General features: G+C 59.9%; 14 protein-coding genes. 8 read left to right on the top strand and 6 right to left on the bottom strand.

The annotated features are described in order from the left end of the window. The first annotated feature begins 15 nt into the window (after window positions 1-15). From AB7245_RS36865 to AB7245_RS36850, 4 genes are all read left to right on the top strand, one after another. Complete coding sequence (locus tag AB7245_RS36865) at window positions 16-1,335, top strand: MFS transporter (RefSeq protein WP_354102275.1); 1,320 nt, start codon at window positions 16-18, stop codon at window positions 1,333-1,335. A gap of 593 nt (window positions 1,336-1,928) precedes the next feature. After that, window positions 1,929-2,345, top strand: coding sequence for a GFA family protein (locus AB7245_RS36860; RefSeq protein ID WP_187387937.1), 417 nt, complete (start codon window positions 1,929-1,931; stop codon window positions 2,343-2,345). 200 nt (window positions 2,346-2,545) lie between these two features. Next, window positions 2,546-3,451, top strand: coding sequence for a helix-turn-helix domain-containing protein (locus AB7245_RS36855; RefSeq protein WP_084794980.1), 906 nt, complete (start codon window positions 2,546-2,548; stop codon window positions 3,449-3,451). A 199-nt stretch (window positions 3,452-3,650) separates the two neighbouring features. Next, a complete protein-coding gene (locus AB7245_RS36850) occupies window positions 3,651-5,525 on the top strand; it encodes a winged helix-turn-helix domain-containing protein (RefSeq protein WP_439035528.1) in 1,875 nt (624 codons plus the stop codon). A gap of 374 nt (window positions 5,526-5,899) precedes the next feature. On the opposite strand, the gene AB7245_RS36845 is transcribed toward AB7245_RS36850, so the two are convergent. Next, entirely contained in the window at window positions 5,900-6,634 is a 735-nt protein-coding gene (locus AB7245_RS36845; protein WP_063981286.1) for a response regulator, read from the bottom strand. Window positions 6,635-7,131: 497 nt separating this feature from the next. Next, window positions 7,132-7,452: a YdhR family protein gene (locus AB7245_RS36840; RefSeq protein ID WP_063981287.1), complete on the bottom strand. Its 321-nt coding sequence runs from the start codon at window positions 7,450-7,452 to the stop codon at window positions 7,132-7,134. 1,443 nt (window positions 7,453-8,895) lie between these two features. Here AB7245_RS36840 and AB7245_RS36835 point away from each other — a divergent pair. The 4 genes from AB7245_RS36835 to AB7245_RS36820 all read left to right on the top strand — a co-directional run bounded on the left by AB7245_RS36835 (window position 8,896) and on the right by AB7245_RS36820 (window position 11,613). Continuing rightward, window positions 8,896-9,705, top strand: coding sequence for an SDR family NAD(P)-dependent oxidoreductase (locus AB7245_RS36835; protein WP_063981288.1), 810 nt, complete (start codon window positions 8,896-8,898; stop codon window positions 9,703-9,705). Between the two features lie 410 nt (window positions 9,706-10,115). Further along, window positions 10,116-10,280 (top strand): hypothetical protein, encoded by a 165-nt coding sequence (locus AB7245_RS36830; protein ID WP_187387939.1) that lies wholly within the window; start codon window positions 10,116-10,118, stop codon window positions 10,278-10,280. Between the two features lie 187 nt (window positions 10,281-10,467). Beyond that, complete coding sequence (locus AB7245_RS36825) at window positions 10,468-10,617, top strand: hypothetical protein (protein ID WP_187387940.1); 150 nt, start codon at window positions 10,468-10,470, stop codon at window positions 10,615-10,617. Between the two features lie 771 nt (window positions 10,618-11,388). Continuing rightward, window positions 11,389-11,613 (top strand): hypothetical protein, encoded by a 225-nt coding sequence (locus tag AB7245_RS36820; RefSeq protein ID WP_049832042.1) that lies wholly within the window; start codon window positions 11,389-11,391, stop codon window positions 11,611-11,613. 91 nt (window positions 11,614-11,704) lie between these two features. Here AB7245_RS36820 and AB7245_RS36815 read toward each other — a convergent pair whose 3' ends face one another. The 4 genes from AB7245_RS36815 to fliI all read right to left on the bottom strand — a co-directional run bounded on the left by AB7245_RS36815 (window position 11,705) and on the right by fliI (window position 16,866). Continuing rightward, window positions 11,705-11,947 carry a hypothetical protein gene (locus AB7245_RS36815; protein ID WP_439035527.1) on the bottom strand — a complete coding sequence of 81 codons (243 nt, stop codon included), beginning with the start codon at window positions 11,945-11,947 and terminating at the stop codon, window positions 11,705-11,707. Then, window positions 11,922-13,097, bottom strand: coding sequence for an integrase arm-type DNA-binding domain-containing protein (locus tag AB7245_RS36810; RefSeq protein ID WP_439035526.1), 1,176 nt, complete (start codon window positions 13,095-13,097; stop codon window positions 11,922-11,924). The genes AB7245_RS36815 and AB7245_RS36810 overlap by 26 nt, the downstream gene beginning before the upstream one ends. A gap of 958 nt (window positions 13,098-14,055) precedes the next feature. Then, window positions 14,056-14,691, bottom strand: a complete 636-nt coding sequence (locus AB7245_RS36805; RefSeq protein WP_028153455.1) for a MarR family winged helix-turn-helix transcriptional regulator — start codon at window positions 14,689-14,691, stop codon at window positions 14,056-14,058. A gap of 849 nt (window positions 14,692-15,540) precedes the next feature. Then, window positions 15,541-16,866 carry a flagellar protein export ATPase FliI gene (gene fliI, locus AB7245_RS36800; RefSeq protein ID WP_063981292.1) on the bottom strand — a complete coding sequence of 442 codons (1,326 nt, stop codon included), beginning with the start codon at window positions 16,864-16,866 and terminating at the stop codon, window positions 15,541-15,543. Window positions 16,867-16,896 lie beyond the last annotated feature (30 nt).

Here is a 16,896-nt window from a genome sequence, read left to right as displayed (position 1 = left end):
AAAAAAAGCAAAAACATGAGTTCTCAAAAATGGTGGAGCTTGCCTGTGCCCGCGGCTGATCGGAGGCTGTTTTCCAATCCTTGGTGGATCGTATTCGGCGCCACGATGGCGATGCTGGTTGCACAGGCGCCCATAACGCTTTTCACGTTTGGCCTCTTCATAAAGCCGCTGGGGGTCGAGTTTGGATGGGATCGGGCGCAGCTATCTGCCGCAAGCGGCGTGGGCGCCGTGTTCTCTGGGCTCGCCACACCCGTCACAGGGATCATGATGGACCGGTGGGGCGTGAAGCGCGTCCTTATTCCCGTTATCTTGCTTTTCGCTGCAAGCGTCGGCGCACTCGCGCTAACTCAGTCCTCAATTGCGGTGTTTACCGTTCTGATGGCTGCAACCGGACTGTTCGGCGCGGGACAGGGGCCTCTGGGTTACGTCAAGTGCATTTCGGGCTGGTTTGACGACAAGCGCGGCCTTGCGCTCGGTATTGCGGTGGCGGGCATAGGCCTTGGCGGCGCGCTAGTTCCCGAATACACACAGTATCTGATTAGTGAATTCGGCTGGCGCTACGCTTACGTCGGATTGGCTGCCCTGCTGCTGTTGATCGCGCTGCCAAGCGTTGTCTTTCTTATCCGCGAACCGACCGAAGGCGTCACCGGAAGTGCGCATCTTGTCGATTTGGACAGCCTCGCACCGGTCGAAATCCTTCCGGGCTTGGACATCAACGAGGCGTTGACAAGCGCCAAGTTCTGGATGTTGGGCGCGGCTATCCTGCTGGTATCGACGGTCGTGAACGGCATGGTTGTGCATACCGTTCCACTACTGACCGATCATGGTTATTCACCGGCGGCCGCTGCAGCATTACTGGCCGCCGTCGGCTTGTCGACGATGGTGGGTCGAATCTTGGCCGGGTTCCTCGTGGACTACATCTTTGCACCCTATGCTGCCGCGTTCCTCTTCGTGCTGCCGTGTGTCGGCATGTACCTGCTCGGAAATGCGATCGTTCCCGTGATCGGCATCATCTCACTTGGGCTGGCGTCCGGAACCGAAGTCGACATGATGGGCTATATGACTTCGCGCTATTTCGGGCTGAACCGCTTCGGTCTGATCTACGGCTGCCTATTTGCGATTTTCGCAGCCGGCGCGGCACTGGGACCGTCCATTCTCGGCTTCACCTTCGTGAGGCTTCATTCATACGCGCCGGCGATGATCGGGTTTGGCGTCTGCCTCATCGTGGCAAGCATTCTCGTGTTGTGCCTGGGACCTTACCGATACCCGACACACAAGCGGACACAAAGGACCAAGCCGGTAACGGTGACTAAAGGAGAGCCGCAGACAGATTAATCGAACTCGGAAACGAGAACGACGGCCGCCGGTGGCGGTCGGAAGGTGGAGCCATGTGCACATGTATGACGTTTTCGAGAAAGCCCGTAAGATGAGGGTCGCCCGCGTGTCTGGGAGGTAGCCGACAAGATCATGTTCCCGCCTTGCTCCGGCATCCCGAACGGCCCGCGATCGAACGATTTGTCGGTACCCGAGTTGTGTTCCAGGCGATCGTCGTGGCTGCAAATCGAGCACTCGAAGCTGGCGATGTGACGACAGGGCGCGATCGACTCGGTTCGGCTGAAGACTGCGCCACACTGGCAGGATCGGTTATGGGATTCTGGCATCCCTTTTTCGGCGGTCAAATTGACCGCTATGAAGGCCAATCGGAAAGAAGTAAGGCCGCCTCAGTGGGCGCCTCTTTTATTTCGGATGTCGCAGGCGCTTCTTCTTCGGTGCCGGGGCATGGTCGATCGCTCAGTGATCGGCTTTGACCCCGCCGGCAAGTGTTGGCGTTGTTACGACATATGACACCGTATTCCCGCAAATTGTAGCCTGTTTGAAATGTCAGCCCACTATCCAGCTTCTAATGCGAATGGATGAGAGCTTCAAGAATGTCTTCCAATAGAACTGCTCACTGCTGCTGTGGGGCGCTGAATGTGCAGACAACTGGAGCGCCAGAACTGGTTGCTGCCTGTTGCTGCGGAGAATGCCAGCGTCGCACCGGATCGATTGTCTCCGTCAGCGGCTATTGGAAGCGCAACAATGTAGTGACGTCCGGTTCGGCAAAGCGCTACCTGCGCAAAGGACACGGTGGCAGAGATGTCGAGCTCTACTTCTGCCCCGCGTGCGGCTCCACTGTTTACTGGTTGCTTCCTGACCTCAAACCTGAGTGGGTGGCAATTGCCGCAGGGATGTTTGGCGACGCAAATTTCCCAAGTCCTTCGATGTCGGTATGGGAAAAAACAAAGCCCGACTGGTTGTCTATACCAGCCGATGTGCATCTCGATGGGCAACCTCAGGAAGTATAGGGAACGCTTGCGAGATCGCCGCGGATCCTAAACTTTGCGTGAAGCGCGGGTGATCTTAGTGCAAGAAAGCAGCCCCTGAGATAGACCCGGCGTGCGAACTCATTGGAAAAGCCGACCACACCGGCCACAGCAGGAATCTTCAAGATTCGTCGCTCGCATGAGTTAAATCGCGGTCCGCAAACTCACAACGGATTGGAAATATGACAGGTCCCGAAGGTCTGCAGATGACCCGGCAAGATGGCGGCTTGCCAAGAACAGTTGCCGCCGGCACGCCTCCGGGCGAGAGCGGCGTCGCCGTTTTCAGGGTAGGGTGCCAAGGCGGTTTGTCCTTCAGCGCGACCCCCACAAAGCACCTGATTTGGTTCCCGACATCGCCGCAGGTGCGTTATGAATGCCGGATGGCTGGTCAAGCTGTGGACCACGTACCACGAACCGGAACGCTGGCCATCACCCCTGCAGGAAGCGACAGCAGCGGTGACGCGGTGGGAAATGCCGACCTCATTCTCGTCGCGATCGACCCCGGCCAGCTCGCGCTGGTAGCAGCCGAGGCATCAGCCCCCGGAGCGCAACTGAGCGATTTCTTGTTGGGATATGACCATGCGCTATTCGATCTTGCGCGCACCTTAGCACTCGAGAGCGCGGGGGAGTACTCGAGTGGACCGCTGTTCTGGGATGAGGTTGCGAGCGGCTTCCTCGACAGTTTGGTAGCCCGTCACAGTTCGCCATTGAAAAACGCGATCCGCGGCGTGCTGGGCAAAGACGTGCTTGGGCGCATCCGCGAGTACGTGATGTCTCATCTCGACGAGGCTATCGAGGTCGCCACCCTCGCACAGATAGCGGGACGCAGTCCGTTCTACTTCACTCGCATGTTCACCCGAACCGTGGGCATCGCGCCGCACCGCTACATTGTCCATCTGCGACTTCGCCGTGCGATTGAGCTTATACGCAGTGGTCAATATGCATTGGCTCAAGTCGCACTCTGTACTGGTTTCGCCGATCAGAGTCACCTAACACGCTGGATGCGGCGGGTTCATGGCGTCTCCCTTACTCAACTAGGGACTGATAACGGAACTCGCCGAGAAAAACAGTCAGCGAGTTCACGGTGAAAGTGAGTGCGTCGCTCGAGATAAGATCACGCCGCAGTTCTATCCGGTAGTTCATCGGCAAAGATAACTTGGATGGGCGCTCTGGCATGAGAGTTAAGTTGTAACCGGAATGGCAAGCCGAATCGGCGACATCGTTGCGACACGCGTCCCGGCCGATTGTCTCGGCCGAGAGTACGAACTGAAGCTCCTGGAGCGTCTCTTGGTCGACGACGGTCCCGTGATCGCGGGCGTGTACGGGATTGGAGGCATCGGCAAATCAACATTGCTCACGGCCTTCGCGGCACGCGCGCAACAGCTCGGCGCAGTGGTTGTCCACCTCGATTGCCGAGTGCTTGAGCCGACTGAGCGAGGGTTCCTGAGCGAACTGGGCGCTGCGGTCGGAACTGATTTACGGAACCCTGACAACGCCGCGCATGCCCTCGAGCTGCTCGGTCGGCGTGTCATTCTCATGCTCGACACCTACGAGCGTTTTCGTTTGATGGACTCCTGGCTACGACAGGTGTTCGTCCCGTCTTTAAGCGACAATGTGCGGATCGTACTCTGCGGGCGCGATCCAATAGTGGCCGGCTGGTCGACGGCGCCGGGCTGGCACGACCTTACCGTCATGCTTGAACTCGACACGTTAAATGATGGCGACGCCCTCGATCTGCTCGAGCGGTCTCAGGTGTCCTCCGCCGATGCGCGGCATATCTTGCGGTTAACGCGAGGCCATCCGCTGGCTCTGAAGCTGGCCGCCGCCGCAGTCTGCGGCAAACGCCGTATGGTCGACCTTGAATCGGCGGTGTTACCGCGCGTCGTGGAGGAGTTGACGCAGCTCTATGTTGCGGAGATCGGCGACTCGTTCACCCGGCGGGTGCTCAATGCAGCATCGGTCGTGCGGCGCACGACGCTGTCCTTGCTGAGCGCAATGCTGCCAGACGCTCCGCCACAGGATGCGTATGAGCGGCTGCGTGCTCTTCCTTTTGTGGCGATGACCCGCGAGGGGCTGCACATACACGACACCATGCAGCAGACGATTGCCGCCGCCCTGAAAGCGGCGGATCCCACCACGTACCGAGAGCACCGTCGTGCCGCCTGGCGGCGGTTGCGCGCGGAATTTCGCAACGCCGGGGCATCGGAGGTGTGGCGGTACACCGCCGACATGCTCTACATCATCGAAAACCCGGTGACGCGTGACGCGTTCTTCCCGCCCAATACGCACCTTCTCGCGGTGGAGACGGCCAGTCCGGCTGACGGACCTGCCATCGAAACGATCGTGGCTCGTCATGAAGGCGATGAGGCCGCGGCCTGGCTGCTCGGATGGTGGCGACGTGCGCCACGGGCCTTTCGTGTCGTGCGCGATCAGCAGGGCACGCTCACCGGCTTCTATGTGCTATTCGAGCCGTCGAGCTTCGTTTGCGACGTTGCGAGCGCGGAGGCTGATCCGGTCGTCGGATCATGGCTCGCGCACCTTCGGCGCATTCCCGTTGCGCCAGGCGAGCGCGTCCTGTTCTGCCTTCGTTGGCTGGGTGCCGCCAATGGTGAGGCGCCGTCATCGGAGCAGGGTGCCGTGTGGCTCGACATGAAACGTTCGTACATGGAGATGCGGCCGCATCTGCGTCGCATCTATATCCCGGTGGTCGACATCGTGACATATGGGCCGATTGCTGCCGGGCTTGGATTTCGTGTGCTTGAGGACGCCGGCGCCACCCTTGACGGTAAGGTGTATCACACCGCGATGCTCGATTTTGGGCAGCAATCGGTGGACGGCTGGCTCGCAGGTCTGGTGGCGACCGAGCTCGGCATTGAAGACGATCAGCTCCTTGATGCCGATGCACGCGAGCTGGTGTTTGGTGGGGAGCGCGTACCGCTGACGCGGCGGGAGTTCGCGGTGATGCAATTGCTGATCGAGCGTCCCGGAACAGCGATTACCCGCGACACGCTGCTCGATAAAATCTGGGGAGCAGACTACGACGGCAGCAGCAATGTTGTGGATGCGGTCGTTCGGCTGTTGCGCAAAAAGCTGGGGGCGCGCTCATCCTACATCGAGTCTGTCAGCGGCTTTGGCTATCGATTCAGACGACGGCAAGATTAGCTGCATAGGGATGACTTCCCCAGTTTCGAAAAAGCATCGGTTCATCAAAAGATCTCAATGCGCGTCACGTGGCATTTCTCTCCTACCGACATGCATCAGGAGATGGCAGCGCACTTGCGCTGCCCCCGGCTCGAACGATTAGCGGTCTTGGCGAGCCGGTAGGCGGTCGCGTTAGCTTCTTCGATCCGCTGCACGATGTGCCGTGCCCGGGGGCTGCAGGAGGTCAAATCCCGGGTAACGGACATGGTCCACGGCGCCCCGATTAAAGCATGGCGCAATGCACCCGCTGCGGACAATCCGCCGATGCCAGCGATCTGTGGCCGCGCGAGAACGGTATTCACCGAGAAAGTCCGGCACCGCGGTCGCTCAGACCTTCAATATGGTTCTGCCGGGAGGGTGAATTCGTAGCCGACGCCACGCACGGTCTTGATCGCGCGCGACGTTCGCGGATCGCGCTCCAGTTTGCGCCGCAGCCGCAAGACCTGGACGTCGATGCTACGATCAAAGATGTCTTCGTGGAGTCGCGTTGCTTGAAGCAGATGATCGCGCGTGAGAGAACGTTGTGGTGCCTCGAGAAAGGCCAAAAGCAAGGCATATTCACCCTTGCTCAACGCGACCGGTAATCCCTCGGGATCTAAGAGCCGTCGGTCGCGACGTTCAAGTCGCCAGCCGTCGAATCTGTATCCACCGCGTTCCGGATGGCGGACTCTTGCGACGCGGCCTATTTCTTGTCGCCGCAAAATGGCTCGGACCCGCGCAAGTAATTCTCTCAGGCTGAAGGGTTTGACAACGTAATCGTCCGCACCGAGTTCAAGACCGACGACGCAATCGCTCTCATCGAGGCGATGACCGGTCATGATGATGACTGGCACATCCGAATGGGAGCGAAGTTCCCGCAGGAGATCGAGGCCGTCGTCGTCGCCAAGCCGCAGGTCAAGAATGACCAAACTGGGGTGCGCTCTTGCGAAGTGACGATTAAGTTCAGCTCGGTTGGAAGCGGCGCTCACCGGGATATCTCGTTCCTCGAAGTAACTGGTCATCATGTGTCGAAGCTCCTCGTCATCATCGACCACAATAATGTGACCCGTCTTGCGCAAAGTTCCGGTCATGCTACGAGCGCCTCCAATGGTGCCAGAGACATAAGAAGCACCATCTCTCATCTGTCATTTACTCTCGCTAGTGATTGATCTGATCTCATCAAAGCATTCGATCTTGAAGAATGTTGCTCCGATCCGATCAAGGTTTCAGATCTTGAAGGATCACGAAGCCGAAATTTGCCGGAGGCGCTGCAACAGGAAACGAAAGGCTCTGAGAACAGATAGGTTGAACATCAGGCCCTCCGGCAGTCGGTCGTGCTGCCGGGCGATCTATCGAGGCGGCTTCGTCGTCACACCGGACCAGGTTTTTCAAGTGACGTATAAACTCGGACATCTTGCTTCGATCTGAGAGTCGTCGAGAGACTCAAGTTGCTTTGCTGATGATATTCGAGCGTCAACCTGCCCTCGGAGGATATGGGAGCCGTTCAGCTTCACTGAACCTGAACGGCTCGATTTGCTGGGTTTGCCACGCTTCTGCGGAAAGGGCGGCGTGCCCTTTCTGGAAATGCTTATGACGCCTGGATCGCCGGAAGCCCGCGGGTCAGTCGCGTGGGCGCTTCGAGGATGCCGAAGTCCTTGCTCGTGATGTTTGTCAAGTTTGGATGCGCGGCCACGAAGGCTGCCACTTCTCCGGCCCTGTAAGCGTCCATCGCGGCACGATTGGTCCAGATATAGACGCCGCCATAGGTATTAGCGGCCGGATCGGCGAGCCAGTACTTGGTCTGCAGACCCGGAATTTCAGCGAATGTTAGCGCCAATTCGTGACTCAGGGCGAGATAGTCCTGTTGGGTTGCATTCTCGAGATTGAAGGTAACGATCTGAATGTGCATCGGAGGTCCCTTTCTTCAACTGATCTGCAGGCGTCGGCCGTGGTAACGTAGCGCGGTGACACGGCTGGGCCCGGGCTCTCGGTATATGACGTGATGCCGAAAGTCATGACGCGGTCATGAGAGAAAAATGAAACGAGACGGTAAGCCCGCCTGCACCGAGTTAGTCCGAGGTCACATTGAAGTGTGCACGTTGTAGCCCTCAAAGTTACTGGAAGCGGTCATTCAAAGAGGAGAGGCCTACTTGCCCTTCTCAGGAAAACTGGGCTGCCTAATATCGAATGACGATAATTGAGAAGGCGCTAACGCGAGTTCTGTTTGCCGCGTCGCCCGGGCCGGGCGCGAGTTGCGTGGAGAGATAGGCGCTCACATATGCCGTCTGCATTTCACTCTGGCGGAAATGAACACGGCGACTATCTGTTATGCATGGCTCGTCGCACCAGTCACCCACCCCGGCTTATCCTTGAGCGTCGATCTCGTGTCGTCATCTCGCGAGCGGGGCTTGCGGTGAACGCGGGCAGTGTTGGGGGGGAGAGTGCAGGCAGGGCATGTATTCTCTGTTAGCCCGAGGCTTGCTGCCAGATGAGCGGCACGATCAGGTCGTCCCGCCGGCAATATTCCTGCAACGTCGACAAGGCCGGAACATTAGGCGGCGAACAGGCGAGCCGTGCGTGCGGCAAAACCGTGTGGAAACTATTATGACCCTTGTGAGCACCAACGGCCCAATATGAGGACGAAAACACCGCTCAATTATGGGCTCTTTCGGAAGTATGCCTTTAGAGCAACGCTGCTGGGCGCCGTTGAAATGAGGCGCAGCTTCTCATTGAACTGACAGAATTGTTATTTGAGGAATGGTCCGTCGCTCGGGAAGCGCGAACCAGACGTCCTTGAACAGCTTAAGTCGATTGCTGACACCAAGAAAGATCAGAAGAAGCAACCGCTACCGGGGCCAGAGGGTCCGGATTGAACGGCGCGCAGATCACCGGCTGAACCAGCGCTGCGCGGCGAGCCGCATCGGCTCAATCTCGACGCGACTTGCGGCGATGGAGTCCAGCGGAATCACCGTGCGGGCAGGTCGCACTCGGCAACGAGGCGCTGCTACTGGCCAAGCCGGGGGACAATCCGCAGTTCCGAGATTACCCAGACGGGTATGCTGCGGAAATGCCAAAATAGACGCGAATGCCCCATTTCGTACCTCAGCGGAAAGCCGCGCTTCGTTTCATTTTCACCAAGAGCTTGTTCGGCCGGCTACAAACGCAGCCACGTTTTCCGAGACTGAAATCGTGCGGTAGCGCAGCCGGCCCAATTTAGGCGGTACCTATCGGCAGCGGGAATCCGGCAGATAAGCAGTCCATCTATTGGAGAGGGAAAGCATGTGCGAAGCCGGACGAGGGCGTGATCGCCGCCATCCTTGGACAACGGACAACATGGAGATGATCTTCCGCTATGGATTTGCGATTGCGAGGAAAGCGTGCGTTAGTCACGGGTAGCAGCATCGGCTTGGGAGAGGCGATCGCGCGAGCCCTTGCTGCAGAGGGTGTTGCTGTTGCGATCCACGGACGCCAACCGGAACGTACATTCGCCGTTGCGGCGGAAATCGAGGCTCATGGCGGCAGAACTGCCGTTGTTCTCGGAGACCTCACGGTCGAAGACGAAGCGCGTAACGTCGCTAACAGCGCGATCAAGCAGCTAGGCGGTATCGATATCCTCGTTAACAACGCAGGTGGACCAGGCGATAGGCTGTTCTGGGAGGAGACGCAAATACGCGCTTGGGCCGAGTCTTACGATCGGAACGTTCTGGTTGCTGTTAGAATGATCAATCATCTTCTGCCGCCGATGCGGCAGTCTGGCTGGGGCAGAATTGTCAATGTCTCGAGCGTGGCTGGTGTGATGCCTCAGCCTACGGGCCCGGACTACGCAGCAAGCAAGGCCGCGATCAACAATCTCAGCCAGTCCTTGACCAAAGCGCTCGGGGCATCGGGAGTGACGGTCAATACGGTTTCCCCCGGCATGATTCTCACGCCGAAGCTGGAAAAAGTACTTCGTCAGATGGCAACTACGAACGGCTGGGTTGCCAGCGGCGCTTCATGGGAAGAGATTGAGCGGGTTTTTTTGAAAGTTTCACAGGTTCCCCTTGGCAGAATTGGTCGCGTTGAGGAGGTCGCGCACGCCGTCGTCTTCTTGTGCAGTTCGATTGCCAGTTACATCACCGGAGCGGACTTACGAATTGATGGCGGGGTCGTACCAACTCTATAGAGCAGCCCTTTGATCACGGTTGGTTGCTCATCAGCCTGTGACGGCCGCCAGCCCGTACCGGGCCGCCCACTGTGAATTTACGGAGGACCTTAAGTTACGGGACGGACGTGATTAACGACGCGCTGTTGAGCACTCATCGCTATGCCGCGCGAGAAAGTAAGCACTCGCTGGGACCAATGAGGTGATCGACGAAGGATGATTTTCGTTGCAGTGCGTGAGTCCGCAAGTGGCCCAAAGCCGGCGTGCAGCAATGTCGGCTTCAACGTCGCCCTCTGAGAGCAATGCGGACGCGAGACTTGCAAGGGTTCCTTCACCTTGATCTAGGGATACATCCGAATAGGCAATAGCCGAACATCGCTTCGCGCTGGAGAGTGAGGCCGCTGCTGCTGGGGGCGAACCGGAGATATCCGATGGGTGCGGCAGGCCGGCGCTTTGCGCATATGAAGAGAACTCTTCGCGTCCGGGCGGTCGTTGTTGGCGTGCTGGAAGGGTTGCCGTTTATCTGCCCGGTGGTGGTCGCAATCGGCTCGCTGGTCATGATCGGCATCACTCTTTACAAGGATTGGCCGCAGTGAGCCGCGTTACACGGCCGGAGTTGCTTTTGCGACCTCAGTATTGAGGTGTTCCTCTAGGCGGGCCGACGACCATACGATCGTTAATCTCTTCTTTGTGGATTGCGCGCGCAAACTTCTATATTTGCAGCTTTCAATAGTGCGCACTCAAATCGAAGGTGCTTCTCTGTGGAGAAGGAGAGGCTGATCGATGACCCAGTTCAATTCTGTCTTTGTCGCGATTGCTCTGGCGCTCACTGCCTACTTTGCCGTAGCCGCTTGGCAAGCTACAGCAGATGATCGCCGCGATCAGGCTTATATTCATAGGATGGAACCATCTGCGGCGTTAACGCAACAGTAGCGGAGGAACGTGCATCGGCCATCATTTGTGAGCGGTCAGGGTGTCTCAGCCCGGCTAGGATCGCCGCGATGGCTGGACGAAAACCGATCTTACCTAACGATGTTTTGCTAATAGTTGCGATCAACGTTGTCGTCGCGGTTGTGGTCTATTACTTGATCGTACTTTGGGGATTGATGGAGGGCTGAGGCAACAATCGGACAGGCGGGTGAGCCTGCCAACCTCAACGTGACTGGCTCACGTGCGGCCTCCCACATCACAATTAAACCGTGATCCGGCAACGGCCGCTGCAGCGCCTTCGCCTCGTCCCAAGGCGCGCGCATCCAGATATCGCAAGCCTCGACAGCGCGGTGAGAAAGTATTGATGGCGCCGTTTGTGTTCAGACTTAGCTCATCCGCGCCTTGGTATCCCGCAACCTCCGAACGTAATAGCCTTGTCTCTGAACGGCCAACCTAATCTCGTCGCTGACCCTAGAAACTCTTCTTTTGCTCTTCCGCCATTTGCTCGATGAACCAAATGCCGGGATCGGAGAGCCTTTGCTTAAGACCAGAAAATCACGTTTATGATTGAAATAGATTTCAAACATCTTTACCCCCGACCGACTAGCTTAATGTCTCGGACGTCTGCACGGCAATTGATGTGCAGCGCGGTAAATCTGCCGCCGAACTTCAAATCTAGACGCGATCCGACGCAAGCCCGCCCCCCTGTGAACAGCGGGGATGATGCTGCGCAATTAATCCTCCAGCAGCAATTTCTGCTTGTATGTTGTTCGCATGTCACGCTCACACACCCGCTCTCTTCTTGATCAGTACGAATTAGTGATCGACGAGATCGTCGCCGATTGTGACGGTGACGTGCGTGGCGCGCTTATGGCATTGATGCTTGTCAATGAGCAGCTAGAGCAACGATTGGAGCGGTTAAGCGCTCAATTAGATGATCAGTCAGAGGATCATCCGCCAAAGGAATTTGTTACTGGCCGCCGCGGCTCGCTCCACTGAAGAAATCTTTCTCGAGTATGAGCGGCCGCCGACGAGAGTAGTCGGGGGCGAAGCCCGATTAAAGCGTTGGATCGGGCTCCCACATGGCCTGCTAGGCGATCAGGCGAGGAAGCCGTAATCCGGTCTCCGCTTGCGTCGCAAGCTGCTGGGTGCCGATGATCCGCCGCAGTTCCGCCGCGACGCCCTCCAGCACCGCGCGCTTCTCCTTCATCCGCTTGGAATGGTTGTAGACCTTGCCGGTGACGGTCGGCACGACGACCTCGGCCTTCTTGCTCGCGGCGTGGTCGAGACATTTCGCGATCCACGCATCATCGAAGCCGAGGTCGCCGGCCAAGGTCGCCGCCGTCCGACGCAGGTCGTGCGGCGTGAACGGCTTGAGGCCGAGCAGTGCGCGTCCTCATCTTGCCCTTGCGCTTGTCGCCGCGCAGCGCGTCCGCCATCGCCTTCCGATGCAGCGGCTTATCGCCGAGAGGGGAGGCGAAGACGTATTGCTTGTTCGATCCCCGCAAGGCTTCCTTGATGATCTCGACCGCGAGACCGGAGAGGGGCTGCTGGATCACCCGGCGCTTCTTGACCCGCTTGAGGGGCACGTCGAAGCGAGGGTAGTCGCCCGCGAGGTCGAAAAGCTCGTCCCGGCGCGCGCCAAGCAATTCGCGTGACCGCAGCATGGTGACCAGCTCGAACTTGAGAGCGAGCCGCGTCCGACGGTCATAGGGGAGGTCGTTGCGGTCCAAGCCGTGCCAGAACGTCCTGATTTCATCCTCGGACAGGACCCTTGTGCGTGGATGCTCGGGGTCCAGCTTGGGCAGGTTGACGCAGGGGCTAGCCGTCACATAGTCGCGGCCCGCCTCCGCTGCCCAGTTGAACAGGCCCGAGGCCGCCTTACGCATGTGCCGTGCGTTGCTCACCGAGGGCTTGCCGAACTTGCCCGCGACGATATCGTTCGACAGCGTCGCGATGTCGTGCTTGGTGACCTCCATAGCGAGCTTCTTGCCGAGGCGGGGGCGGATGAGGCGGTTGAGGTGGCTTGCCGTGTTCTCCCACGCCTCCAGCCGGGGCCGCATCTCGCCGTCCGGCTTCTTGACCGGCGTCTTCATCCAGGTGATTCGCTCGTCGATGATCTCGGCGACGGTCTTGCCGCGCTTGGCCGTCGCGGTCTTCTGGTCGCGGAAGGTCTCGGCGAGCGCCTCGCCGCCCATGGCCTTGAGGCCGTAGACCTTGCTGCGGGCATCCTCGACCGTGAAGGTCTCGGCATTGTAGACGCCAAGCCACCCGGTGCGTTGCTTGCCGGTCTCCCGGTCGGTGAACTTGAACGAGAAGGTCGCCACCCCGGCCGTGGTGATGCTGACGTACAGGCCAGGGCACTTACGGTCGTAGAGCTTAGTCCGTTTGGCAACGCGTTTCTCGCACATGCGGTCGGTCAGAATGGCGCTGCTATTGCGGCCCCGCTTGCCGGCGGGGGAGGGGGTGATGTTACTATCCATGTGGTTTCGGCTCCTAAGGCTTGGGACCAAAGGGCTCGGCCTTGGGGCTTTCAGTTTGTCGTGCGGACGCTGAAAGGCTTAGGGCCGGGCCCTTATTTTGGTGAAGCCCGCTGAAACGGCCCGCATCAGGGTAGTCGAAAAGCGCTTGTTTTATAGGCTTTTCTTAGTTTCGGCGTGTTTCACCGAATACCAAAATATAGACGTGTGGTCCTGGCCGTCGTTGCTACGGTCAAGTGCTTTGCGAATGCGGCAGTCGCGTCAACCGGCGCGGTGTCGGTGACTTTCGCAAGCGTGAGGGAGGCCAGAAGGAACTCGGCTCCCGGGAGAGCACGGCATAAGCCGTCCAACCATCGCGCAGGGAAGGCCGAGTGATTGGCACCACCTGTATGCTGCTGTGCGGTTTCCTTGCGCTACCTTTCGCGCAGCGGACCGCGGGTGCGAGGTCAGCACCCGGCCTTCCCTGCGCCCTCTTGGCTTCGAGGGTGGAGAGATCAAGCAAAGCTCGGGCGAGATGCGCCGCGAGAAGGCGATGGTGCGTCTGCGACCAGGCACTCGCTGTCGTCGCCCGGCTTGACCGGACGATCCAGCATTCCAGAGACGGCTGTGATTGAGCCGAGAGGCCGCGGCGTACTGGATTCCCCGCTTGCCGCCTACGCTAAAGCTTCGGCGGCCCTGGACCTCAGCCCCGGCGAAGCCTTGGCGTAGCCGGGTCGCGGGGAATGACAGTGGTACCTGGAGGACGACGGCGATGCCTCCTACTCCGTCATTGCTTTGCTGCGCTCGCAATAACGTTGCGGAGGGAGTGTGCGCCACTATGTTCCCGTGCCTGGTCAGCGCATCCGGGAGACCGGAGGAAACGAGTGTTTCAAAGAACGATACCGCTGAGAAACTTTACGCAAGCGCCGGCGATCGCATCCGCCCGAAACTTGCGCGTTCCATCACGTCGCGAACTCCCGCCTCATCCCTGGCTCGCCATGCGCGCGCGGTCGAGATGCCCCTCGATCTTCGGGCGGTCGCGGGTGCGCTCGAAGCTGGTGCAGAGGAGCTCGGTCTCCTCGAGGGAAACCGGGGCGCGGTACAGCCGGCACATGAATTCGGCGCTCGCGCGTCCCTTGCCCGTGCCGGGACTGCGTTCGGCGAGAAACATGCAGTCGCGGCAGATGCTGGCATCGAGCCGCTGATGGGCCGCGTCGAGATGATTGAGGATCTCGCGCAGCGAGTCGCGCAGCCTGACGCATTCGTCGGTGCCGAGAGACGTGACCGCGTTCACCACGTGATTGATCGGGTCGTGCTGGCTCAGGCATTTCTCGCCTTGCGCGGTGACGTGCAGCACGACGGACCGCTTGTCCTCGTGCGACGGCTTTCGCACCAGGAAGGACTTGGCTTCCAGCGTCTTCACGATCTGCGATGCCGTGGCCCGGGTCGCGCCGATGAAGCCGGCCAGCGCGGACGGCGTGCGCGAGAACCTGTTGGCGCGGTGAAGAAAGCGCAGCGCCATCCATTCCCGGTCGCGCAACCCGTGCTGATTGCCTTCGAAATACCAGGCTCTGGCCGCCTGAACCAGCAGCTCGACGGCCTCGCGTGCCAACGGCATAAATTCCTACCTTGCCCCGGATATCACGTCTGCGGCGCCCCGGAGCCGCCTTCCGTCGTTGCGCACCAGTCCTTCGCGAGAAGCCGTACCAACCACAACATCCGACACATGCGCAGAGCCAGGCTCTCGCGCGAAAGCACGGACTGTTCTGCCGCCGAACTCGACAGATGGACCCTGCGAGATACGGCGCGAGAAGCTGTGTCGATGATGGTGTGCCAATCGTGGCGTCGTCGAACGAAAGCCCGAGTTGCCGTCACAGCCGGACGATGGATCGGTATTGTTCAACCGTAGCCCCTGAAGTTCAAGTCACACGCAGACGTTTCTTGTATTCCATCGAAACGATGAATGAGCTTCTCAACAAAATCAAGTAGAGACGCTCCCGAAGACTGGCTGTCGCTCGAAGCGATTGTAACGTTCAAGACAATCTCGTTCGTCAGGACACATGATGGTGATCGTAATACGCAGTGTAACAAGCTACTTGCACGCAAATGTGCGACGGTTTGATTGCACGCCTGTTGCTGTCCGCCGTTGATGCAAATTGATGGAAGCTTGTGCATGACGGTGACGCGCAGCGGCGCGTCATCCACAACTTGCGCGATCCGTCACAGAATCGGCAATGGAACTCGTAGGGATTGCACGCAGCGGTTGTTGTGATAATGACAGCGAGACGGGTTCGCCGGATCGCTTTCGCCTCGGCGGCGCGATCTCCACCGAACGGCCGATGCTAGCGCGCGACGGAAAGCGGCAGTCGGCGACGGGTGCGCATGCGCCGGAGGCGCAGCGGTATGCGTGATCGACTGTCGCGATAATGAGCAGGACGACGACGACGGGCGCGCCGGCCGCGCCCGGCTAGTCGCCCTTGAGCATGTCTCGCAGCTCGCGGAATGGATCGGCGCTCGGCCCTGCCGAGGCGTCCTGCCGCATGGCGCTGTAGATCTTCGGAACCATGTCGACGGCCTGGTCGAGACCCGAATCACGCCCCGTCTGATATCCGCCCATCAGGCGAAGATCGCGCGTGTCCTCGTATTTGGCGATCATGGTGCGCAGCTTGCTCACCAATTCGCGCTCCTCGGGGTCCCAGACGTTGTGGGCGAGGCGGGAGACCGAGGCCAGAACGTCGACGGCGGGATAGCGCGCCTGGTCGGCGATGTGCCTGGAGAGCACGATGTGGCCGTCGAGGGTGCTGCGGATGGTGTCGGCGATCGGCTCGTTGTGATCGTCGCCGTCGACCAGCACGGAGAAAATGCCTGTTATCGTCCCGGATCCCTCCTCGCCGGGGCCGGCGCGCTCCAGCAGGCGGGGCAGGTCGGTGAAGACCGTCGGTGCGTAACCGCGTGCGACCGCAGGCTCTCCGGCGGCGAGGGCGACCTCGCGGGCGGCATGGGCAAAACGGGTGATCGAATCGACCACCAGCAGGACCGATTCGCCCCGGTCGCGGAAATATTCGGCGACCGCCATGGCGGTCTTCGGTGCCAGCCGCCGCATCATCGGGCTTTCATCTCCCGTCGATACGATGGTGATGGCGCGGCTGCGGTTGGCGCCGAGCACGTCCTCGATGAATTCGCGCACCTCGCGGCCGCGTTCGCCGACGAGCGCCAGCACGACGGTGTCAAAGCCCTGGCTGCGGGCCAGCATCGCCAGCAGCGTCGATTTGCCGACACCGGAGCCGGCAAAGATGCCGACGCGCTGGCCGGCGCAGATCGGGGCGAACAGGTCGATGACGCGCACGCCGGTGTGCAGCGGCTTGTGGACGCGCGCCCGCTTCATGGCCGCCGGCGCCTCGGCTTCCGCCGAGACGGTGCGCGATCCCGGGGTGAGGGGACCTTGTCCGTCGAGCGGCGCGCCGAGCGCGTTGATGACGCGGCCCTTCCAGCTCGGATCGGGCGCGAAGGACAGTGGCGGCATCCGGTAGGCGACCGAGCCGAGGCCGCCGGCGAACTGCCGGTCGAACGGCTTGGCGATGATGCCCTCGCTGTCGATCCGCACCACCTCGCCGATCTGGGGCTTGCCGCCGGAGTTGACGCCGATCAATTCACCAAGCCTGACGAAGCGCGACAGGCCGGAGACGCGGAAATGCGTCGGAGCGATCTCGGAGATCGCGCCGCTGACGCTGGCCAGGGGAGTGCTCTGCTGAAGCTCCAGCAGCGCCCACTCGAGTTGCCGAAGAGCGTTCAAGGAAACCGTCCACCCTCAATGCGCATGTAG

Origin of the sequence: Bradyrhizobium sp. 604_D8_N2_3, from assembly GCF_051810765.1 — a bacterium.
GTDB lineage: Bacteria > Pseudomonadota > Alphaproteobacteria > Rhizobiales > Xanthobacteraceae > Bradyrhizobium > Bradyrhizobium barranii.
This window is presented reverse-complemented; position numbering and strand designations above follow the sequence as displayed.